The 22,036-nt window shown below is 66.7% G+C and carries 20 protein-coding genes; 13 read left to right on the top strand and 7 right to left on the bottom strand.

The window, feature by feature from the left end:
• Nucleotides 1–378 precede the first annotated feature (378 nt).
• From OVY01_RS20695 to OVY01_RS20670, 6 genes are all read left to right on the top strand, one after another.
• Nucleotides 379–1,686 (top strand): LysR family transcriptional regulator, encoded by a 1,308-nt coding sequence (locus tag OVY01_RS20695; protein WP_267849462.1) that lies wholly within the window; start codon nt 379–381, stop codon nt 1,684–1,686.
• Nucleotides 1,687–1,716: 30 nt separating this feature from the next.
• Complete coding sequence (locus OVY01_RS20690) at nt 1,717–2,742, top strand: amidohydrolase family protein (protein WP_267849461.1); 1,026 nt, start codon at nt 1,717–1,719, stop codon at nt 2,740–2,742.
• Nucleotides 2,743–2,744: 2 nt separating this feature from the next.
• Nucleotides 2,745–3,428, top strand: a complete 684-nt coding sequence (ligK, locus tag OVY01_RS20685; protein ID WP_267849460.1) for a 4-carboxy-4-hydroxy-2-oxoadipate aldolase/oxaloacetate decarboxylase — start codon at nt 2,745–2,747, stop codon at nt 3,426–3,428.
• Nucleotides 3,429–3,438: 10 nt separating this feature from the next.
• Nucleotides 3,439–4,149, top strand: coding sequence for a substrate-binding domain-containing protein (locus tag OVY01_RS20680; RefSeq protein ID WP_267849459.1), 711 nt, complete (start codon nt 3,439–3,441; stop codon nt 4,147–4,149).
• Between the two features lie 394 nt (nt 4,150–4,543).
• On the top strand, nt 4,544–4,672 hold the full coding sequence (locus OVY01_RS20675; protein ID WP_267849458.1) for a hypothetical protein: 129 nt from the start codon (nt 4,544–4,546) through the stop codon (nt 4,670–4,672).
• 71 nt (nt 4,673–4,743) lie between these two features.
• A complete protein-coding gene (locus OVY01_RS20670) occupies nt 4,744–5,436 on the top strand; it encodes a TetR/AcrR family transcriptional regulator (RefSeq protein WP_267849457.1) in 693 nt (230 codons plus the stop codon).
• A gap of 32 nt (nt 5,437–5,468) precedes the next feature.
• Here the strand turns inward: OVY01_RS20670 and OVY01_RS20665 are convergent, their stop codons facing one another.
• Nucleotides 5,469–5,651, bottom strand: a complete 183-nt coding sequence (locus OVY01_RS20665) for a hypothetical protein (protein WP_267849456.1) — start codon at nt 5,649–5,651, stop codon at nt 5,469–5,471.
• Between the two features lie 381 nt (nt 5,652–6,032).
• Here OVY01_RS20665 and imuA point away from each other — a divergent pair, with 381 nt between their 5' ends.
• Genes imuA through OVY01_RS20650 form a run of 3 tightly spaced genes read left to right on the top strand, consistent with a single transcriptional unit; the run spans nt 6,033 to nt 11,442 of the window.
• Complete coding sequence (imuA, locus tag OVY01_RS20660) at nt 6,033–6,743, top strand: translesion DNA synthesis-associated protein ImuA (RefSeq protein WP_267849455.1); 711 nt, start codon at nt 6,033–6,035, stop codon at nt 6,741–6,743.
• A complete protein-coding gene (locus tag OVY01_RS20655; RefSeq protein WP_267849454.1) occupies nt 6,673–8,265 on the top strand; it encodes a Y-family DNA polymerase in 1,593 nt (530 codons plus the stop codon). Before imuA ends, OVY01_RS20655 begins: the two co-directional genes overlap by 71 nt.
• Before the next feature lie 6 nt (nt 8,266–8,271).
• Nucleotides 8,272–11,442 carry an error-prone DNA polymerase gene (locus OVY01_RS20650; RefSeq protein WP_267849453.1) on the top strand — a complete coding sequence of 1,057 codons (3,171 nt, stop codon included), beginning with the start codon at nt 8,272–8,274 and terminating at the stop codon, nt 11,440–11,442.
• Here OVY01_RS20650 and OVY01_RS20645 read toward each other — a convergent pair.
• Together OVY01_RS20645 and OVY01_RS20640 are read right to left on the bottom strand one after the other, a co-directional pair.
• Nucleotides 11,413–12,222: a hypothetical protein gene (locus OVY01_RS20645; protein WP_267849452.1), complete on the bottom strand. Its 810-nt coding sequence runs from the start codon at nt 12,220–12,222 to the stop codon at nt 11,413–11,415. The two genes, OVY01_RS20650 and OVY01_RS20645, sit on opposite strands and share 30 nt — an antisense overlap.
• Nucleotides 12,223–12,479: 257 nt before the next feature.
• Nucleotides 12,480–13,448 carry a LysR family transcriptional regulator gene (locus tag OVY01_RS20640; RefSeq protein WP_267849451.1) on the bottom strand — a complete coding sequence of 323 codons (969 nt, stop codon included), beginning with the start codon at nt 13,446–13,448 and terminating at the stop codon, nt 12,480–12,482.
• A gap of 102 nt (nt 13,449–13,550) precedes the next feature.
• On the opposite strand from OVY01_RS20640, the gene OVY01_RS20635 reads away from it, so the two are divergent.
• From OVY01_RS20635 to OVY01_RS20625, 3 genes are all read left to right on the top strand, one after another.
• Complete coding sequence (locus OVY01_RS20635) at nt 13,551–14,504, top strand: dihydrodipicolinate synthase family protein (RefSeq protein WP_267849450.1); 954 nt, start codon at nt 13,551–13,553, stop codon at nt 14,502–14,504.
• Between the two features lie 107 nt (nt 14,505–14,611).
• Nucleotides 14,612–16,195, top strand: coding sequence for an aldehyde dehydrogenase (NADP(+)) (locus OVY01_RS20630; protein WP_267849449.1), 1,584 nt, complete (start codon nt 14,612–14,614; stop codon nt 16,193–16,195).
• Between the two features lie 139 nt (nt 16,196–16,334).
• A complete protein-coding gene (locus OVY01_RS20625; protein ID WP_267849448.1) occupies nt 16,335–16,712 on the top strand; it encodes a hypothetical protein in 378 nt (125 codons plus the stop codon).
• Nucleotides 16,713–16,772: 60 nt separating this feature from the next.
• Here the strand turns inward: OVY01_RS20625 and OVY01_RS20620 are convergent, their stop codons facing one another.
• Nucleotides 16,773–17,192: a secondary thiamine-phosphate synthase enzyme YjbQ gene (locus tag OVY01_RS20620; RefSeq protein ID WP_267849447.1), complete on the bottom strand. Its 420-nt coding sequence runs from the start codon at nt 17,190–17,192 to the stop codon at nt 16,773–16,775.
• Nucleotides 17,193–17,303: 111 nt separating this feature from the next.
• Between OVY01_RS20620 and OVY01_RS20615 the strand changes: the two genes are divergently transcribed.
• Entirely contained in the window at nt 17,304–18,959 is a 1,656-nt protein-coding gene (locus tag OVY01_RS20615) for a methyl-accepting chemotaxis protein (RefSeq protein ID WP_267849446.1), read from the top strand.
• Between the two features lie 18 nt (nt 18,960–18,977).
• On the opposite strand, the gene OVY01_RS20610 is transcribed toward OVY01_RS20615, so the two are convergent.
• From OVY01_RS20610 to OVY01_RS20600, 3 genes are all read right to left on the bottom strand, one after another.
• Nucleotides 18,978–19,736 (bottom strand): SDR family oxidoreductase, encoded by a 759-nt coding sequence (locus OVY01_RS20610; protein ID WP_267849445.1) that lies wholly within the window; start codon nt 19,734–19,736, stop codon nt 18,978–18,980.
• Nucleotides 19,737–20,190: 454 nt separating this feature from the next.
• Nucleotides 20,191–21,219 carry a FecCD family ABC transporter permease gene (locus OVY01_RS20605; RefSeq protein WP_267849444.1) on the bottom strand — a complete coding sequence of 343 codons (1,029 nt, stop codon included), beginning with the start codon at nt 21,217–21,219 and terminating at the stop codon, nt 20,191–20,193.
• Nucleotides 21,203–22,036, bottom strand: coding sequence for an ABC transporter ATP-binding protein (locus OVY01_RS20600; protein ID WP_267849443.1), 834 nt, complete (start codon nt 22,034–22,036; stop codon nt 21,203–21,205). The genes OVY01_RS20605 and OVY01_RS20600 overlap by 17 nt, the downstream gene beginning before the upstream one ends.

Raw genomic sequence — 22,036 nt, 5'->3', positions numbered from 1 at the left:
ATTCTTACCTTTTATTTTTTCCCACGGCATCACGACGTGAAACGGATACGCATTGCTTATCGATATCCGCGGCACCCGCCCTTGGGATGCAAACATATAGAAGAAAGGGCCCCTGCCGAAAGCCCGGGTTAACCAGATGTTTTCATCATGCCACGTTGCGCGCGGCCGCAATCAAGGAATTTGGCGTCTCGAATCGTCGCCGAAACCTGTTGCCGCGGGAGGTTTGGCGCGTCGAAAGCGCGGTATCATGGCCACGGACGGCAGTCATCGTCTGCGCTTCCGATAAGATAATTAGATGGCTAGAAAGCCAGTTCGCAACCTTGTCGACGATTTTCCTGTGGCACCCTCCTGTTGTGTTCCTGATGCTTCGATGACGTCGTGACCAAGACTACCGTTACCGCCGCCCCCCTCAGTCTTCTGCACCTGCGCACCTTCAGGATGGTCGCGCGGATGGGAAGCGCCTCACGCGCGGCGGCAGCGCTCTTTCGCGCGCAGTCGGCCATCACGCGGTCGATCCAGGAACTGGAGACGGCGCTTGCCGCTGCGTTGTTCGAACGCAAGCATTCCGGCATGCTGCCGACGGCCGTCGGCGCCGCCGTGCTCGCGTGTTGCGACGGCATTTTCGCGGAACTGGAGGAGCTGGCCCAGTGGTGCGCGGCGCAGCACGCGCGGCGGCGCGTGCTCGCGGCGGGCACGCTGCCGGCGTATCTGCTGAATTCACGGCGTTTGCAGCTCTTCGCCGCGCTTTCGCGACACCGCCACATGCCCACCACCGCCGCTGCTTTCGGCATCACGCAACCGGCGGTAAGCGGGGCCATCCGCAGCCTGGAAAGCGGCTCGGGCCTCTCGCTGTTTCATCGCAACGCGCGCGGAACGTCGTTGACGGCCGAAGGCGACACGTTCCTGCTGCATGTCAGACGCGTGCTCAATGAACTCAGGCACATCCCGGACGTCGTGGCGGAACTGCAGGGCATGGTGCGCGGCACCGTCACCGTCGGGGCGCTGCCGCTCGGGCGAACGCTCATTCTCCCCGCGGCGATCGCGGCATTGAACCGGATTCACCCCGGGGTTCACGTCGTGACGGACGAAAGCGCATACGAAATCCTGGTGGCGGGCCTGCGCGCCGGGGATATCGATTTCATCCTCGGGGCACTGCGGCCCCACGACGGCGCCAGCGGCTTGAAGACCGAGTGCCTGATGTCCGAGGAAATGGTCGTGCTCGCACGCGCCGGGCACCCGCTCGCGCAACGCAGCGGTTTGACGATCTCTGACGTCAGGGACGCGCAGTGGATCCTGCCGCGCAGCCATGCGCCCGCGCGCGCCCTGTTCGAAAATCAATTTCGCCGCGCAAAGTTGAAGGCGCCCGCGCCTTCGCTGGAAACGGCCGATCTGGCGATCATCCGCGGCGTGCTGCTGCGAACGGACATGCTCGCGGCGCTGTCGGCGCAACAACTGTTTTACGAGTGCGAATCGGAACAACTCGCCGTGCTCGACCTGGCACTGCAAGGCACGCGTCGCGACGTGGGTCTGACCGTCCCAATTCACGGGGTGCAGTCGCCCGCGGCGCGCTCTTTGATCGAAATGATACGGGCATCGATACCCGAGGTTATTTCAACTACGCAAACGCCGGGACACCCCGGGGCGGCATGCCCCGTCACGGGCCCGCGCAAGCGCCTGGGCGCGTAGCGTCCCCATCCTTCACGTCTGAAAGCAACCATGATCATCGACATCCACGGCCACTACACCACCGCGCCCAAGGCGCTGGAAACCTGGCGCAACCGCCAGATCGCGGGCATCGGCAATGCAGCGGAAATGCCGAAAGTCTCGGAACTGCACATCAGCGACGACGAACTGCGCGAATCGATCGAAGCCAATCAACTCCGTTTGATGCAGGCGCGCGGACTCGACCTCACGATCTTCAGTCCGCGTGCGAGCTTCATGGCGCACCACATCGGCGACGTGGAGATTTCGAAGACGTGGGCCGCCATCTGCAACGAGCTGTGCCACCGCGTCAGCGCGCTGTTCCCCGATCATTTCGTGCCGGCGGCGATGTTGCCGCAGAGTCCCGGGGCGGACCTGGCGACGTGCATTCCGGAGCTGGTCCGATGCGTCGAGGAGTATGGCAATGTCGCCATCAACCTGAACCCGGATCCCTCGGGCGGGCACTGGACGAGTCCCCCGCTCTCGGACCGCCATTGGTACCCGATTTACGAAAAAATGGTGGAATACGACATCCCGGCGATGATTCACGTCAGCACCAGCTGCAACGCGTGTTTTCACACGACGGGCGCCCATTATCTGAACGCGGACACGACCGCCTTCATGCAGTGCCTCACGTCCGATCTGTTCGGCGATTTTCCCACGTTGCGCTTCGTGATTCCCCATGGCGGCGGCGCCGTGCCGTATCACTGGGGCCGGTTCCGGGGCCTTGCCCAGGAAATGAAGAAACCGCCGCTCGCCGAGCACCTTCTCAAGAACATCTTCTTCGACACATGCGTGTATCACCAGCCAGGCATCGATCTGCTCACGCATGTGATTCCGGTGGACAACATCCTTTTCGCCAGCGAAATGATCGGTGCGGTACGCGGCATCGATCCGGAGACCGGCCACTATTACGACGACACGCGCCGCTACATCGACGCCGCGAACATCACCGCGGCACAGCGCCAGCAACTCTTCGAAGGCAATGCGCGGCGCGTTTATCCGCGTCTCGATGCCATGCTGAAAACCAAGGGAAAATGATCATGTACGAACTCGGAGTGGTGTATCGCAACATTCAACGGGCGGACGCCGGCGTGGCCGAGAAACTCGGCGCGCTCGGCACCGCGACGGTTCACGAGGCCATGGGACGCACGGGCCTGATGAAACCGTACATGCGCGGCATCTACGAGACCGCGCAGGCGAGCGGCACCGCCGTGACGGTGCTGCTGCAGCCGGGCGACAACTGGATGATGCATGTTGCCGCGGAGCAAATCCGGCCCGGCGATCTGGTGGTCGCCGCCGTCACCGCCGACTGCACGGACGGTTTCTTCGGCGATCTGCTGGCGACCAGTTTCCAGGCGCGCGGCGCGCGCGGGCTGGTGATCGACGCCGGCGTGCGGGACGTACGCGTGCTGGCCGATATGGATTTTCCCGTATGGAGCAAGGCGGTCTCGGCGAAGGGGACGGTGAAGGCGACGCTGGGTTCCGTCAACATTCCCGTGGTGTGCGCCGGCGCGCTGGTCAACCCGGGCGATGTGGTGGTCGCGGATGCCGATGGCGTGGTCGTCGTGCCGGCCGCCCGGGCCGCCGACGTGCTCGAGAAGGCCGCCGCGCGCGAGGCCAACGAAAACGAAAAGCGCATCAAACTGGCGACGGGCGTGCTCGGTCTGGATATGTACGGCATGCGCGACCCCCTGCAAAAGGCGGGCTTGCGTTACATCGATTGAAGGAGGAAACATGGTCGACCGCCAGGCTGCGGACGGTCCCGGAATCACGGGCATTTCCTCGATGGCCACGCGCGGGATGGTGCTGCAGTTGTCGCAGGCCCACGCGCGGGCATCGACACAAAAGGTGGCGATCGAGTCCGTCGGCGGCGTCGCCGCGATGCAGCGCGTGCGGGACGGCGCGCGCTTCGATTTCGTCGTGCTCGCCGCGGATGCCATCGATCGTCTGATCGCCGACGGTCTGCTCGTGGCCGATAGCCGCGTCGATATCGCCCGGTCCGGGGTGGCGGTGGCGGTACGGGAAGGCGCGGCGCGGCCCGACATCGGCAGCGAGCAGGCGGTGCGCGCCGCCGTGCTCGACGCGCGGTCCGTCGGTTACTCGACCGGCCCCAGCGGTGCGCATTTGATGCGTCTGTTCGCGCGCTGGGGCATCGCCGACGCCATCGCGCCGCGTCTCGTGCGGGCACCGCCCGGGGTGGCGGTCGGCACGCTGCTGGCGCACGGCGATGTCGCGCTGGGTTTTCAGCAGTCAAGCGAATTGCTGCATGTGTCCGGCATCGATATCGTCGGTACGCTGCCATCCGACATACAGTGCGTCACGACCTTCTCGGCGGCGCTCTGCGCGTCATCGACGCAGCAGACGGCCGCGCGGATCCTGTTGGCGTTTCTCGGCTCGGCAGACGCCGGTTTCGCGAGACGTGAGCACGGCATGACGTCGCCATGACGGCGGTGCCGTGTCAGAGGGCCGTCCGGTCTGGCGCACGGCCCGTGACGTCGGTTGCCAGCCGGGCCAACGAAGCGTCACGCCGAGGCGGCCCGTGCCCGGGCCCGGCCGTTCGAGTCGAGTATCGTCCCGCGCTCGGGCGCCAGCCCCGACCTCATTCAGGTCGAGCGTCGCGCTGCGACAACATTTCGCGGCGGCCTTCCGGACGTCGCCTTCGGCTTACCGGCGGGCGTTCCGGGACTGTGCGCCGTTGCCCGCTCGCCCCACATCGTCATGCGATGGCGAGGCCGGTTGACGCGGGATGGCGATATATCGGAGTATTCGGAGCGGGTTGTCGCCATTCGGCGCACGCTTCTCCCCATCCGTTGTCCTTTCACACACACGAGGTTCCCTGATGTCTGGTCGTTTTGTCGCAGCGTTGTTGGTCGTGGGTTCCCTGTTTGCGTTGGCCGGCTGCAACACCGTCGCGGGCATCGGCGACGACATTTCGGGGTCGGCCCGTAGCGTCAAGCGCGCGCTCTGAAGCCTGTATGACCCGGTCGAAGGCACCGCTTCCGAATCGCAAAAGTGGACGACTCCGTCTACAATTCCAGGATGACGACCAGGAGCGCGAGCGTGACGATGGGTGACGACGAAAGGGTGTCCCGTGGCGCGGCCGGCGATGCGAAGCGCGCCGAAGGGACGGCGCGCGCGCCCCGTCAGGCACGGGGCAAGGCGCGCGTGGAAACGATTCTCGATGCCACTGCCGCGGTGATCATGGAAAAGGGACTGAGCGGCGTCACGATGCACGGCGTCGCCAAGCAGGCCAGCACGCCGATCGGCTCGATGTATCACTTTTTCCCGGACCGGGATGCCTTGCTCGATGCGCTGGAGGAACGGCACGCGACCGGCACCGCGGAGATCGGCCGGGATATCGCTGCGACATCCGTAGACACGTGGCGGGCGCTCTCTCCGGAAGCGGTGGTGGACCGATTGGCCGCGCCGTACATCCGCTATCTGGAAAGCCACCCCGACTGTCTGTCCTTCATGTCGCGCAACTATCCGCCCCTGACGAACGATGATGCAGTGAACCGGTACAGGGCAGTCATCGATGCCCGGCTGCCGCAGGCGCAGGCAGCGGATCGCCAGCTCTACGCCGACATGCTTCACGCGCTCGCGTTGGGATGCATGACGGTGAAATTCGGCGCCGCGGCGGCGCCGGTCGCACGCGCCAGCCAATACCTGCGCGAAGTGCAGCGCGCGCTCACCGCCTATCTCACGGCGGTCGAAGCGGCGACCGGCGTCTGAACCAGGGCGGGGATGTCGCCCGCCTGGCGCCGTTACACGTTTTTGTCGACCAGCAAGCCCCGGCGCTCGTCGAAGCCCACCAGACGCGTGGCGCTGTGATAGCACTGGATTGCGAAAAGCCGGGTATTGGCGAGTTGTCCCTTGCGCTGCACGGGCTGCGCCGCCGGAACGACCGACAGGCGGGCAAGAGGCGAAAGCGTTGTCGTCAAATACATGATGCGGACTCCGGAAGCCAGGGCAGTGCGGAACGAACGCCTATCCGAAAACCCTGCGACAAGGCGGTGGTATGAGTGAAGTATGTCTTTACTAGACAAATTCGTCTAGTCAATAATTAGACATTCCTGTCTAATTATTGGCGTCCCTTGGGCCTTCCGTCGTGCCCTTTCATGGTGAACGCTTCGTGCAGAGTATGCCCGCGGCAGGCAAGAACCCTTTGTGCACGAACGCACGCTTCCCCTCATGTAAACCTCCTCGTCGTCATCCGCGCCACGGTTCGCGTCACGACTCGCAGCGGCGGCGCGTTTCGATAAAAATGGGGGCTTTTCCGAACTCACGCTATACTACTGTACATATATACAGTAAACGTGAAACCCGGCATGCTTTCGTCCGTCCTCCGCTCGCCAGAGTCCATCCATCCGTCGCTTTGGCGCGGCACGCAACTCGCACAGGGACGCGGCCCATGCGTCGATACCGGCGATGCCGCCTTTTCCCATGAATTACCGGGCGGCGGCTGGCCGCTGGGGGTGCTGGTCGAGCTGCTGATCCAGCAACCGGGCATCGGCGAACTGCGGCTGTTGCGCCCCGCCCTCGAAGCGCTCGGCGCGCGGCCGCTGATACTACTGGAGCCGCCGCACATGCCGAACCAGACGGCGTTCACGCACTGGGGCATGCCGCTCGACCGGCTGCATCTGATTCGCGCGCCCCGCGGCGCGGACGCGCTCTGGGCCGCCGAGCAGATCCTGCGCGCCGGAAGTTGCGGCGCCCTGCTGTTCTGGCAGGATCCCATCCGTCACGATGCGCTGCGCCGCTTGCATCTCGCCGCGCAGTCGTCGGACACGCTGTTCATCCTGTTCAGGCCGTTGAGCACCCTGCATCACGCCTCGCCGGCCCCCCTGCGGCTCGCGCTCAGGCCCGCGCAGGACAGCCTCCATGTCGAATTCGTCAAACGGCGCGGCCCGGCACGCGACCTTCCCCTGGCGGTCGCGCTCGGGCCGTCCCCTCTTCTCCTGAACCGTCATGCACCTGTGGATCGGCGTCCATCTACCGCACCTGTCCCTCGAAGTGTTCCGGCCCACCTGGTCGATTGAGCCGCATGCGGGTCTGGTGGTCCTGGAACACGAACGCGTGCTGGCCATGAGCCTCGCGGCCCGCGCGGCCGGCGTACGGCCGGGGATGCGGCGCGGCAGCGTGCTCGCGCTGTTGCCCGCCGCGGCGGTCAGGGATCGCGCGACCGCGCTGGAAAACAGGGCGCTACGCGGTCTCGCCACGGCGTTGATGCAGTATTCGCCGCAGGTCGCGCTGACGCCGGATGCCACCATCCTGATGGACGTGTCGGCGAGCCTGCGTCTGTTCGGCGGGATCCGCGCGCTGCGCGGCCGCGTCCGCACGACGATTCGCGCGTGCGGTCTGACCGCGCGTCTGAGCCTGGCGCCGACAGGCACCGGCGCCGGCATGCTGGCGCGCGCCGGCGCCGGCCATGCGCTGCGCCTGCACGCGCGCGACCGGGTTCCGGCGCACGCGCCGCGCCACGACGGCGCCGATGGCTGCCGGCGTTCGCTGGAAACCCTGCTGAACGGCTTGCCGCTGAGGCTTTTGCCGGCTGCCCAGCCCTTCGCCGAGTGGTTCGCCGGCCTGGGATGCGCGACGCTCGGCGACCTGCGCCGCCTGCCGCGCGCCGGCCTCAAGCGGCGCTGCGGCGACACGGTGCTCGACCGGCTCGATCAGGCGCTCGGCGCCGCCGCCGAAATGTTCGAATGGCTCAGCCTGCCGGAAAGCTTCGACATCCGTCATGAGTTGCCGGACCGCATCGAGCGCAGCGAAGCGGTGCTCGCCTACGTGGGCGCGCAGGTCGCGCAGTTGACCGGCTGGCTGGTGACCCGGCAAATGGCCGTGACGGGGATCCTGCTGCAGCTCGAACACGAACGCGGCCGCGACGCGATGCCGCCCACGGACATTCCCGTCGCGCTCGCCGAACCGACCTGGCAGGACAGCCATCTGCTGCGGCTGCTCGCGCAACGCCTGACACGCATCGAACTGGCCGCGGCGGTGATCGCGGTACGCCTGACGGCTGCCCATGTCGCGCCGGCGCGCCCGCTCTCGGCATCCCTGTTCCCGGAACCCGGCGGCTCGGCCAGCGATCATCGCCGTCTCGTCGAACTGCTGAGCGCGCGGCTGGGAACCGACAATATCCTGCAATGCGCGCCGCAACCGGATCATCGGCCGGAAATGGCCAACCGCTGGTCGCCGGTGACCTTGCCGCCATCGTCCGGCGCCGGGCCGGGGGCGAGCGGCCCGGCACGCGCGGCTCCGCCGCATGCCAGCCCGCCGCGTCCCGCCTGGCTGCTGGAACGGCCGCTGGCGTTGCTCACACGCCGGCACCGGCCGTTCTACGGCAGCCCCCTGCGCATCGTCTCGCCCGGCGAGCGGATAGAAGCCGGCTGGTGGGACGATACCCAGGCCAGCGTCACCCGGGATTACTTCGTCGCCGAAGCCCAGGATCACAGTTGCTACTGGATATTCCGCGAACGCCTCGGCACGCCGGCCGACGGGCCAGCCGGCGCACCGGACGGCGCGCCGCCGCGCTGGTATCTGCATGGCTTCTTCGGGTGAACGTCTATGGTCGATGACACGCCCTGGCCCATCGGCCTGCCGGACTACGCGGAATTGCAGTGTTTTTCGAATTTTTCCTTCCTCAGGGGCGCATCGCATGCGGAGGAAATGGCGCAACGGGCCGCCGCGCTCGGGTATTCGGCCCTGGCGATCACCGACGAGTGCTCGCTGGCGGGAATCGTGCGCGCCTACGTGGAAGCGGAAAAGGCGAAACTGCCGTTTCTGGTGGGCGCCACCTTCGAATTGGTGAATGCCGATGGTTCGCCCGCCATGCGCTTCGTCGCGCTGGCGCAGAACCGCGAAGGCTACGGCAACCTGTCGGAACTGATCACGCTGGGGCGTACGCGCGCGCCCAAGGGCCGCTACCGGCTCACGTCGCGGGACCTGACGCACCCCGAACCGGAACATGCGCACCTGCGGAGCTTGCCGCATTGCCTGATCATCCAGGCGCCGGATTTTCCCGCCGACGAGGCGCGGCTCGCCGCCCAGGCCGACTGGTTCGGCGCGACCTTTCCCGGCCGCGCCTGGCTGGGCCTGACACTGCACGCCCGCGCGATGGACGATATCCATCGCGGCGTGGTCGAGCGCGTCGCGGCGCGCGCGGGCCTGCGCGTGGTCGCCCTCGGCGGCGTGACGATGCACGTGCGCTCCCGCAAACCCCTGCACGACGTCCTGAGCGCCGTGCGCCTGGGACGCCCGGTCGGACAATGCGGTTACGACCTCGCGCCCAATGCCGAACAGCATCTGCGCTCGCGCCTGCGTCTGGCCAACCTCTATCCGGCGGGCGCGCTGGCCGAAACCGTGCGGATCGCGCGGGCGTGCCGCTTCGATCTGAGGGAACTGCGCTACGAATACCCGGACGAACTGGTACCCCAAGATATCAGCGCGGCCGACTACCTGCGCCAGGAAACCTATATCGGCGCGCGGCGCCGTTTCCCGCAAGGCATCCCGCCAGCGGTCCAGCGGCAGATCGAGCACGAGCTCGAACTGATCGCGGCGCTGGCCTACGAGCCGTATTTCCTGACGGTTTACGACCTGGTGCGTTTCGCGCGCAATAACCACATCCTGTGTCAGGGCCGCGGGTCCGCCGCGAACTCGGCGGTCTGCTATTGCCTGGGCATCACCGAGGTCGACCCGGCGCGCAGCAGCATGCTGTTCGAGCGCTTCATCAGCAGGGAGCGCGGCGAGCCGCCCGATATCGACGTCGACTTCGAGCATCAGCGGCGGGAGGAGGTCATTCAGTACGTCTACCGCACCTATGGCCGCGACCGGGCCGCGATCGCCGCGGCGATCGCCACCTACCGGCCGCGCAGCGCGCTGCGCGACGCGGGCAAGGCGCTGGGCATCGATCCCGATCTGGTCGACCGCGTCGCGAAAGCCCATCAGTGGTTCGATTCGAGCGCGGATCTGCTCGTCCGTTTCACCGAGTCCGGACTCGACGCCACCGCGCCGATGATCCGCCAATGGGCCCATTTCGCCGCGCAGTTGCTGGGCTTTCCGCGGCACCTGTCGCAGCACAGCGGCGGCTTCGTCATCAGCCGCGGCAAGCTGTCCCGGCTGGTGCCCATCGAAAACGCCGCGATGCCGGAGCGCAGCGTGATTCAGTGGGACAAGGACGATCTGGAGGCGCTGGGCCTGCTCAAGGTCGACATCCTCGCGCTGGGCATGCTCTCGGCCATCCGGCGCACGCTCGAAGGGGTGTCGCTGCGGCGCGGGCATCCGTTCGAATTGCAGGACATTCCCGCCGAGGACAATGCCACCTACGACATGATCTGCCGCGCGGACACCGTCGGCGTCTTCCAGATCGAATCGCGTGCGCAGATGAGCATGCTGCCGCGGCTGCGGCCCCGGTGTTTCTACGATCTGGTCATCGAAGTCGCCATCGTGCGCCCGGGACCGATCCAGGGCGGCATGGTGCATCCCTATCTGCGTCGCCGCCAGAAACTGGAACCGGTCGATTATCCGAGTCCCGAGGTAAAACAGGCGCTGGAGCGCACGCTCGGCGTGCCGATCTTCCAGGAGCAGGTCATGCAGGTGGCGATGCTGGCCGCCGGCTTCACGGCGGGGGAAGCCGACGCGCTGCGGCGGGCGATGGCTGCCTGGCGCCGCAAGGGCGGGATGGAACGCTATTACGACCGGATCGTCGACGGCATGCTGGCACGCGGCTACGAACGGTCTTTCGCCGAAGCGATCTTCGCGCAGATCCAGGGTTTCGGCGAGTACGGTTTTCCGGAAAGCCATGCGGCCAGCTTCGCCCTGCTCGTCTATGCCAGCAGCTGGCTCAAATGCCATGAACCGGAGGCCTTTCTGTGCGCGCTGCTCAACAGCCAGCCGATGGGCTTTTATTCGCCCTCGCAACTGGTGCAGGATGCACGCCGCCATCATGTCGTGGTGCGGGGCATCGACGTCACGATCAGCGCCTGGGACAGTACGCTCGAAGACGGCCCGCCCGCCGACGGCGCGCCGGCCCGGCCGGCGGTCCGCCTGGGACTGTCGCGGGTACGCGGCCTGGACGAGGACAGCGCGTGGCGCATCGAGGCGGCACGGGCGGTGCGTCCGTTCGACGACGTCGCCGACCTCGCCCTGCGCGCGCGGCTGGACCGGCGCGAACTGCAATTGCTGGCCGCCGCCGACGCGCTCGCCGCGCTGGCCGGCAACCGGCGCCAGGCGCTATGGCAGGCGGTGGCGATGGCGCCCGCCCGGGACCTGTTGCGCGCCGCCATGAACCAGGACGAGACCCCGGCGTTCGACCCACCGAGCGAAGGCCAGCATATCCTCGCCGACTACCGCGCGACGGGCCTCACCCTGGGGCGCCATCCGCTCGCGCTGCTGCGGCCGTCGCTCGCGGTGCGCCGCCTGCTGCCGGCCGCGACGCTGTTCGGCTACCGCAACGGCCAGCTCGCGCGCGGCTGCGGCATCGTGACGGTGCGGCAGCGCCCCGGCACCGCGAAGGGCGTGATGTTCATGACGCTGGAGGACGAGACGGGTGCGATCAGCGTGATCGTCTGGCCGGCCCTGCTGGAAAAACAGCGCGCCGTCGCACTGGGCGCAACCTTGCTGGGCGTGTACGGCGTATGGCAGCGCGAGGGAGAAGTCCGGCACCTGGTGGCGCGGCGCCTGGTCGACCTGTCACCGCTGCTGGGCGGCCTACAGATCGGCAGTCGGGATTTTCACTGACGCCCGGCGCGCCAGCCGCTGCTGCTTGAAACGGTGGTGCGCGCCGCTCAACCGTTTGAGAACGCCGCCCGCATGCGGATCGCCGAAATGAAACAACGCCGTGCCGCGAACGCGCCCCACCGCGCAGGCCTGATTCGCATGCAGCGAGCGGATGCCCCAGAAGAAATAGAGGTTTCCCGGCGTCATCTTCATGACCTTGGCGCCGAACCAGCGCTGCACGCGCGGTTGCCGCCACAGCGCCCGCACCAGACCGTTCTCGACGCACAATTTCTCGACGATATTCAGCATGGCACTGCCCGGCACGCCGCGCAGATTCGGAAACAGCACCAGGTCGCCGTGCGGTTCCCCCGGCACATCGGGCATGATCAGCGGCACCAGCACCGTCACGACATACGAGTCGTAGTGATAGCGCTCCGAATGCCGCTGGCCCAGTTCTCCGGTCAGCACCCGCATCGACGCCGCCATGTTCATCTTGATGGTCCGGCCCGCCATCACGTGCTTGCCCAGCGTGTCGACGGTCTGCCGCAACGCCGTCGATTCCGCGATCGCCTTCAGCGGGCTGGCGGCCAGCCAGCGCTCGCCATGCAGGCTGAAGTACTGGTGATCGTGTTCGTCAAGTTGTTGCCCGATGAAAGACCGGGCGGCGTCGAGAAAGGCCGGAGACACCGCGTCGCGCCAGACCCCCATGCCGACGGTGTCGATCGATTCCTGCAAGCGTGCGATCTGTTCCGCGGACAGCGACGGCAACGGGTCGTGCGGATGGGTTTGAAAGGGCATCATATCTTCAAGCTCCACGTGCCATTCCGGGCAGGAGCGTCCGAAATGTTTGCTGCACTATCCGCACCATGCTGACCGACGGCAGGCGAGAGGATGCCGGTTCACCGTACGTTAGCAGACGTTAGCAGACAAAGCTGGGAACATTGCCTTACCGTCCATTCCCCTACGCGTCGATACACGGTGGATACGACGCCGCACGGGGCGGTGCAGCTGAAATACCGCGGATTAGTGGTTTACCCGAAGCAAGATGTGCGACTCGCTCATGGGCCACGCATCGGTATGCCTCGGGCGACCTGCGCCTTCAGGCGCTCGATGAACTCGCTGGCCAGTGGCGACGGCATCCCGGCCTTGCGCGTGACGATCCCGAAGGTCTGGGATTGCGACTTGAACGCGACGGGCACGACGCGCAGCATGCCGTGCGCGCTGAACATCTGCGCCACGGCCTCGGGCAGCAGCGCCACCAGATCGACATCGCCGCGCAGCAGCGCAACCGTGACGAAGGTCGAGGCGGTGGAGATGGCGCTGTCGGGCATCGGCATGCCGGCCAGATCCATCTCGCGTTCGAGGAAGGCCTGCATCGGCATATTGTTCGGATAACTGACCCAGCGATGCTGCGCGAGCTCCGCGAAGGTGACCTCGCCGGGCGCGAACGGCGGATGGTCGGCACCCACCACCACCGCCACGGGCTCGTCGGCCAGCGGGTGATACCGGTACTTTCCGGGCGAATCGCTGACCGCGGAGCGGCCGATGACCAGATCCAGCCGTCCCTCGTCGAGCAAAACGAGCATGCGCGAACTGGTGTCCTCGACGATCTCGATCGACAGGCCCGGATGACGCTTGCGCAAATCGTTCAAGACCGGCGCGACCCGGTCCAGGATCGAACCCATGATCGCCCCCACGGCGAGCCGTCCACCGGTTCCGGCACGGATATCGGCGACCTCCTGGCACAGCGCGTCCAGTTCCGACGCCAGCAGGCGTGCATACCGGATCACGCAATGCCCGAAGGGATTGGGCACCAGACCGGTTTTCATGCGCTCGAACAACGGCTCCCCCAGCATCGCCTCCAGCTCCGCCAGCGCCTTGCTGGCGGCCGATTGCGTCATCGCCATCGCGCTCGATGCCTTGTGCAGCGAGGCGTGATCGTCGAGCGCGATCAGCAACTGCAGTTGCTTCATGCGCAAGCGCGACATCAGGACGTCGAGCGTCGGCTTGTTCCGGTCTTCATGCATGGGTGAGTCGTAAAAGCGATCAGGACATGGAAAGCTTTCACTATACACATACCGCTCCGCCCTTTTATAGTGTCGACATACTTAAAATAAGGAGACGTTGTCATGCCGCGCCTGGATTCGCCCGCTTCCGCACCTGCCTCCCCTCCCGTCTACAAGGGCGTCTTCCCGGTCGCGCCGACCGTATTCGACGATCAGGGGCGGCTCGACCTGGCGGGACAGCGGCGCGCGATCGATTTCATGATCGATGCGGGCTCGAACGGCCTGTGCATTCTGGCCAATTTTTCCGAACAGTTCGCGCTCACCGACGACGAGCGCCGCGAAGTCCAGGACACCGTCCTCGACCACGTGGCCGGGCGCGTGCCGGTGATCGTGACGACCACGCACTTCGGCACCGACATCTGCGCCGCGCGCAGCCGCGCCGCCGAGGCGGCCGGCGCCGCGATGGTCATGATCATGCCCCCCTATCACGGCGCCACGATCCGCGTGAACGAGCGCGGCATCCACGAATTCTTCAGTCGCGTGTCCGACGCGATCGCGATCCCCATCATGATCCAGGACGCGCCGGTGTCCGGCACCTCCCTGTCGGCCGCCTTTCTCGCGACGCTGGCGCGCGACATCGCGCAGGTATCGTATTTCAAGATCGAAACCGCGCAGGCGGCCGCGAAGCTGCGGGAACTGATCGCCCTGGGCGGCGATGCGATCGTCGGCCCGTGGGACGGCGAGGAAGCCATCACCCTGATTCCCGATTTCGACGCCGGCGCGACCGGCGCGATGACGGGCGGCGCCTACCCCGACGGCATCCGCCGCATCGTCGACGCGTATGTCGCGGGCGATGGCGAGCACGCGGCGGCGCTGTACCAGGAATGGCTGCCGCTGATCAATTACGAAAACCGGCAATGCGGCCTGGCCGCGTGCAAGGCATTGATGAAGGAAGGCGGCGTGATCGGCTCGGACCTGACCCGCCACCCCTTCGCGCCGATGCATCCTGCCACGCGCGACGGCTTGCTCAAGGTGGCCCGCCGACTGGACCCGATGGTGCTACGCTGGGGCAAATGAGATACGGACCGGGATGCGGGCACCGATGGCGCGGCCACACGCGCCGCCTGCCCTCCCCGGTACGCGCCATAACCGAATTACCAAAAAACCGAAAAGGACGGAACATCATGGAAATATGCAGCGATCTGCTGATTGGTCAGCAAACGCAGGCCGGTAGCCAGGGCAGCACGCAATCGATCGAAGCCGCCAGCGGCAAGCCGCTGTCGCCCGCGTTCGGTGGCGCCAGCGCCGCGCAACTCGACGCCGCGTGCGCGCTGGCATGGCAGGCGGCCGATGTCTATCGCGAACTGCCGCTCGAAAGCCGCGCCGCGTTTCTCGAAAAAATCGCGCAGAACATCCTCGACCTGGGCGACGTGCTCGTCGAGCGTTGCGTGCAGGAAAGCGGCCTGCCGCGCGGTCGCATCGAAGGCGAGCGCGGCCGCACCGTCGGACAGTTGCGCATGTTCGCCGCCGTGGTGCGCCAGGGCGACTTCCTGGGCGTGCGGATCGATCCGGCGCAGCCGGAGCGCCAGCCGCTGCCGCGCGTCGACCTGCGCCTGCGTTACGTGCCGCTCGGCCCGGTGGCCGTGTTCGGCGCGAGCAACTTCCCGCTCGCGTTCTCGGTTGCCGGCGGCGACACCGCCTCGGCGCTGGCCGCCGGCTGCCCGGTGGTCGCGAAGGCGCACCCCGCGCATCTCGGCACCTCGGCGCTGGTCGGCCAGGCGGTGCGCAAGGCCGTCGCCGACTGCGGGTTGCCGGATGGCACGTTCTCGCTATTGTTCGACTCGGGCCTGGAAATCGGCCAGGGGCTGGTGAGCGATGCCCGGATCAAGGCGGTCGGCTTCACCGGCTCGCGGCGCGGCGGTCTCGCCCTGCTCAAGCTGGCGGCCGCCCGCCATGAGCCGATTCCCGTCTATGCCGAAATGAGCAGCATCAACCCGGTGCTGCTGTTCCCGCATGCGCTGGCGAACCGTGGCGCCGCGATCGGCACCGCCTTCGCCGCCTCGCTGGCGCTGGGTGCCGGCCAGTTCTGCACGAACCCCGGTCTGGTACTGGCCATCGACAGCCCCGCCGTCGACGCCTTCATCGACGCGGCAGCCACGGCGCTCGCCGCGACGCCCGCCGCCACGATGCTGACGCCGGGCATCCACCAGGCCTACGAGTCGGCGGTGGCGAAGCTTGCGCAGCATGCGCAGGTCGACACGGTGGCGCAGGGCAAGGAAGCCAGTGGTCCGGCACAGGGTCGCGCGACGCTGTTCTCGACCACCGCCGAGGCGTTTTCCCGGGACCCCGCGCTGCAGGACGAGATCTTTGGCGCCGCCTCCCTGGTGGTGCGTTGCCCGGACCTCGCCACCATGCGCGACCTCGTCGAGAAGCTCGAAGGTCAGTTGACGGCCGCCCTGCATATCGACGAAGCCGACCAGGCGGACGCCCGCGCGTTGCTGCCGACGCTGGAACGGCGCGTCGGCCGGATCCTGGTCAACGGTTTCGGCACCGGCGTCGAGGTGGGTCACGCGATGGTGCACGGCGGACCGTACCCGTCGACCGCCGACGGCCGCTCGACCTCGGTCGGCAGCCTGGCGATCGACCGCTTCCTGCGTCCTGTCAGCTATCAGGACATGCCGGATGCGCTGCTGCCCGACGCCCTCAAGCGCGCGAACCCGCTTGGTCTGACCCGCCGCGTCGACGGCAAGCTCACGACAGCCGACTGATCCGTCAGGCCGGCCAGGGATCCTGGGCGGCCGGCCCGACGACGTCGCCGGCGTCGGGCGCGGGCGCGTGGGCATGCTTCATGCGCGCCGGGAAAGGGCGGGGCCGTCCTGTCGCCCCCCACGCTTTCTGGAGAACGCAATGGCTAAAACCGCACCGCGCCGCGAAGGCGCGCCCGCCGATCCCCTGGTGCAGACCTTCACCTTCCTCCTGAGCGGCAGGCACATCTACGTGCGCAATGCGGAGCGCAAGCTGATCGACCTTGGCGAGGCAAAGCAGGAAGGCAAGGAAGGCAAGCCGAGCTGGTCCTATCTCCTCGATGTCGACGAGATCGCCGGCAGCGGTTTCAAGACGCCGGCGGCGCTGCTGAAGGACCTGAGCGGCAAGGTGGATTTCGCCTATCTCGATTCCCAGTTCACGAGCCTGCCCAATCACTCGCCCACCGACGAAGGCATCGACGTGCGCCATGCCGAGACGCTCGAGGTGCGCTACGACGAGGTGTCGGACGACGGATTCTGATTTTCGCGGCGGGTGCGGCTCATGCCGGCGCGACCGTTCCTGCCCGCAAGCACGGTGCGCCTACGTCGCCGTGAAATGCAACACCAGTTCCCGTCGATGCGGAGCACGCCGGTGCTCGAACAGATACACCCCCTGCCAGTTCCCCAGTACCATCCTGCCCTCGGCCACCGGAATCGACAACTGCACCTGCGTGAGCGCACAGCGGATATGCGCCGGCATATCGTCGGCGCCCTCGCTGTCGTGCCGGTAGAGCGTGCGCGACTCCGGCGCGATCCGCGCGAAGAAAGCCTCCAGGTCCGCACGTACGTCGGGGTCGGCGTTCTCCTGGATCAACAGCGAGGCCGACGTGTGACGGCAGAACACCGTCAGCAGCCCGTCGCCCGCGTGCAGGGCGTCCAGCCACGACACAATCTGGTCGGTGACTTCCACCAACCCCTGACCGCGCGTATGAACGGTCAACCGCTGCAGGCAACGCCCCATTTTTCCACCCTTTATTGATCCAGCGCAAAGACGGTACGACACCGATCTGCCAGCATACCGCCCTCAGCAGAATATTGCGGCGACACGGGCGTCAGCCAGGGCGGCAGCACCATGCGAATCAACCTTCCCGTCATCGACGAGCAATACGACTATCCGGCGTCCGAACAGCTGGTGTCGGTCACGGATCTGCAGGGCGTCATCCGCTACTGCAATCCCGCTTTCGTCAAGGTCAGCGGCTTTTCCCGCGAGGCGCTGATCGGCCAGCCGCACAACGTGGTGCGGCATCCCGACATGCCCGCGCTCGCGTATGCGGATCTCTGGGCAACGGTCCGCGCGGGCAAGCCATGGACCGCGATCGTCAAGAACCGGCGCCTGGACGGCAGGCATTACTGGGTGCGCGCGAACGTCACGCCGATCGTCCAGAAAGGCAGGACCGTCGGCTATCTGTCCGTGCGGGTCAAGCCTTCCGCCGAGGAGATCGCCGCGGCGTCTTCGGCCTATGCGCTGTTGCGCGACGCCCCCCGTGGGGCACGCACGCACCGCCTGGCATTGCATCAGGGCCAACTGCGCCGTACCGGCCCTGCCGGCTGGCTGGCCGGACTGCGCGGCGGCACGCTCGCCGGACGCGTGACGCTGGCCATGACGCTGCCGGCCGCCGCGACCACCCTGTGCGCCGCCCTGCCCCTGATGACCCAGGCGACGCCGGATCGCATCGCGCAGTCTGCCTGGCTGATCGGCATCCTGCTCGGCACCTCGGCGCTGGCCGGTATCGGCTTGTGGCGCAGCCTCGCGCGCCCGGTCGCGGCGCTGATCGACACCGCCAACCGGCTGGCCGCCTGCGACCTCGATCCGTCCTCCGCATCGTCCTCCGCATCGCCCCCGTCCGTCGCCCCGCAACCCGCCATCGCCGAACTGGGCGAATTGCGGCGCGCGCTGACGCAGTTGCGCGCGAACCTGGCGGCGATCGTCACGGATGTCGACACGCAGGCCGATGGCCTGCGCCATGCGGTAGCGGAAATCGCCGCCGGCAATGGCGACCTGGCGCGTCGCACCGAACGTCAGGCCGCCTATCTCGACCGCACCACCGAGACCATCCAGGCACTGCGCGACGCCACCGGGCTCGCCCGCGAACACACACGCGGCACCGCCGACAGCACGGCCGAGGCGGCGCACGCGGCGGCGGAAGGGCAGCAGGTCATCGGGCGCGTGGTCTCGACGATGGAATCGGTCGCGCAGTCTTCGCAGCGCGTCGGCGACATCACCGCGATGATCGACGGCATCGCTTTCCAGACCAATCTGCTGGCGCTGAACGCCGCGGTCGAGGCGGCGCGGGCCGGCGAGCACGGCCGGGGTTTCTCCGTCGTCGCCGGCGAAGTGCGCCTGCTGGCGCAACGCTGCGCCGGCGCCGCACGCGAAATCAGCGAACTGGTCGGCGGCACCGTCGATCAGGCGGACCGGGGCGCCTCTATGGCGCGCGACGCCGGCGTCGCGATGCAGAGCATCGTCGACACGTTCGCGCGCACCGTGCAGGTCACCCGACAACTGGAGGCGGCGGGGCGGCGGCAGGACGAATGCATCGGTCAGGTGGACGCCGCCATCGCCGAACTCGATACGGTGACCCAGCAAAACGCGGCGCTGGTCGAGCAGGTTGCCGCGGCGGCGCACAGCCAGCGCGCCCAGGCCGATGCGCTGAGCGATGCGGTGGCGATATTCAGTCATCCCGGCAAGAGCGCGATCGACCCGGTGGTCCCGACGCCGCGGTGCTGACGCCGGCCATCGCTTGCCTCAGCCGCGGCCGACGAAGGGCATCTTGGTCGCCATCACCGTCATGAACTGCACATTGGCGTCCAGCGGCAGACTCGCCATATAGACCACCGCGCTCGCCACGTTCGATACGTCCATGCGCGGTTCCGGCGCCATGGTGCCGTTCGCCTGACGCACGCCGTTCACCATGCGCTCGGTCATCTCGCTCGCCGCGTTGCCGATATCGATCTGACCGCAGGCGATATCGTATTGCCGGCCGTCGAGAGAGGTGCTTTTCGTCAAGCCGGTCACCGCGTGCTTGCTCGCCGTGTAGGCGACGCTGCCCGGCCGCGGCGCGTGCGCGGAGATCGAACCGTTGTTGATGATGCGCCCGCCACGCGGGTGTTGCGCCCGCATCATCGCGAAAGCCGCCCGCGTGCAGAGAAACACCCCGGTGAGATTGGTATCGACGACCTTGCGCCAGTCGTCGATCGTCAACTCGTCGATCGACACGGCCGGCGCGTTCACGCCAGCGTTGTTGAACAGCAGATCGAGACGGCCGAAACGCTGGTTGATCACGCCGAACAGACGCTCGATCGCCGTCGGATCGGTCACGTCGCAGGCGACGGCCAGCGCATCCCATCCCTTCGCCTCGGCCTCGGCCGCCAACGCCTCGAGCGGCTCCGCCCGCCGCCCCGTCAGCACGACGCCGTAGCCGGCGGCGAGCAATGCCAGCGCGACCGCCTTGCCGATCCCGCTACCGGCCCCCGTCACGAGGGCGATCTTCCTTGCCTGTTCCATACCCTGCACTCTCCGGATTTTTTTATCGAATCGCGTCCTGCGGGGCGCCCGGCACCCTACAGGCACGATATCTTTTTAATACACGGTGAGTGTAGCACCGGCATCGCGCGGCGAATGTCGGCTTCATACGAACGTGCGGGTTTGCATGGCGTGATCCTTCGCGCTATCCGCATCGAGGACCGTCGGGCGGACCGGCACGGGGAAGCGCCAAACGAAGAATTACAGGAGCGGCAGGGAGGCGGAGAACGCGGGCGTCGCGCAAATCACCAGCAGCACCAACATCACGGGCGCGGCGATCATGCTGAAAACGAGCGCTCCGGTCACGAGCGGGGTGGACATGGCAGAGTTCCGGGGAAAAGCGAAGGCGGCAGGAAAGGAATCACTCCCGAGTGATCATTATTATCATCTATCGAGCATCTTATTGCAATAGCAATTATTGATTACAAACGATGACTCAACGCCATGCACGGCGCGACCGGTGCAGCACGACGATGAAGGCCGGAACGCCCAGACACTCGGTGACGATGCCCACGGGAATTTCGACGCGGCCGAGGTTCCGTGACAAACAATCGGCCGCGATCATGAAGCTTGCCCCAAGCAACGCACTCGCGGAAATCAAACGCGAATTCGACGAACCGAGCAAGAGCCTGGCGATATGCGGGATGAGCAGGCCCACCCAGCCGATCATGCCCGCGATCGACACGGAGAGCGCCGATACGAGCGTCGCGATGGCGATCACGCCATACCGTACCAGGTCCACCGGGATGCCCAGGGTGCGCGCCTCGTCATCACCCATCGACATCACATCGAGGGCCCTGCCGAGGAAGGCGAGCAGCACCCCGGCCAGCAGGATGGGAAGCGCCAGCCAGCCCACTTGCGGCAACCGGGCGGCATCGAAACTGCCCATCAACCAGAAAACGATGGAGGGCAATTGGTCCTGTGGATCCGCCACATATTTGATGACGGACAACGCAGCGCCGAATGCCGTGCCGCTGATGATGCCCCCCAGCATGAGCGTCACGATCGAAGCCCCACCGAACATGGCCCCGATGCCCACTCCCAGCGCGACGGCGAGCAGCCCCATCGCGAAACTGACGATCTGGATCATCCACCATGATCCCCCGCATATCATCGCCAACGCGGCCCCGCACGCCGCACCGGCGAGCACGCCCAACAGTCCTGGCGACACGAGCGGATTGCGAAATACCGCTTGAAACGAGGCACCGGAGCTGGACAACGCAAAGCCCACCAGTGCCGCGGCCAGCGTTCGAGGCAAACGCACCGTCAGCAGAATGTTCGACAGCAGATGATATTGCGCGGCAGGCATGCTGCCGAAACCCAGGGACACACCGGCAAACCGCACGATATCGGCCATGCTGATCGGATATTCGCCCATGGACAAGGCCAACAGCAGCATGACGGCGAAGAGACCGATACAGGCGACGAGCCACAATGGCCGTTTCGAATCATTCGATAGTGGCAACGCGCCCCCCTATTTTGCGATGTGCCGTAAATGCCTGCAGCTCTTCGCCGGTGATGCCATAGACGGTCTGCAATGCATCGTCACTCAATATCTCCGCAGGTCGTCCTTCCCCCAGCACCCGGCCGTCGCGCAGCAAAATCGCACGATCGGCCGCGACCAGCGCGTGATCCGGATGGTGCGTGGACATCAGAACGGCCATGCCCTCGTCCGCCAGCGCACGCAATCTCGAAAGCAAACGGGCCTGGTTACCGAAATCCAGGGCGGACGCCGGCTCATCCATGACCAACATCGAGGCGCCCTGCACGACGGCCCTGCACAGCAGGGTCAGTTGCCGCTCCCCGCCTGAAATTTCCGTATAGGGGCGCTCGGCAAGATGCTGGATACCCAGACGCTCCATCCCGTTGCCGACCGCCTCCCGATCGGACCTGCCCGGTTGCGCGAACATGCCGGTATGGCCGATGCGGCCCATCGCGACGACTTCGCGGACGCGGTAAGGAAACGGGCAAACGTTGGCTTGCGGCACGTAGGCCATATGCGCGGCCATCTCGCGCCGGGCAAATGTCCGGAGCGGACGGCCGTTGAGCAGCACCTCGCCTTCTGTCGGACGCACCAGACCCAGCAGGATACGCAACAGGGTGCTTTTACCGGCGCCGTTGGCGCCCAGCAGGGCCACGACTTCGCCAGGTTCGACGATGAGATCGACGCCGCGCAGTACGCGCTGGTGAGGATAGGCGAAATGAATGTCCCTGGCCTCGAGCACGACGGGCGCACCTGCCGCGGCATGTTTCACCACATCTTCCGCGTGGGTCCCGGACAT

The organism is Robbsia betulipollinis, assembly GCF_026624755.1.
Lineage (GTDB): Bacteria > Pseudomonadota > Gammaproteobacteria > Burkholderiales > Burkholderiaceae > Robbsia > Robbsia betulipollinis.
This window is presented reverse-complemented; position numbering and strand designations above follow the sequence as displayed.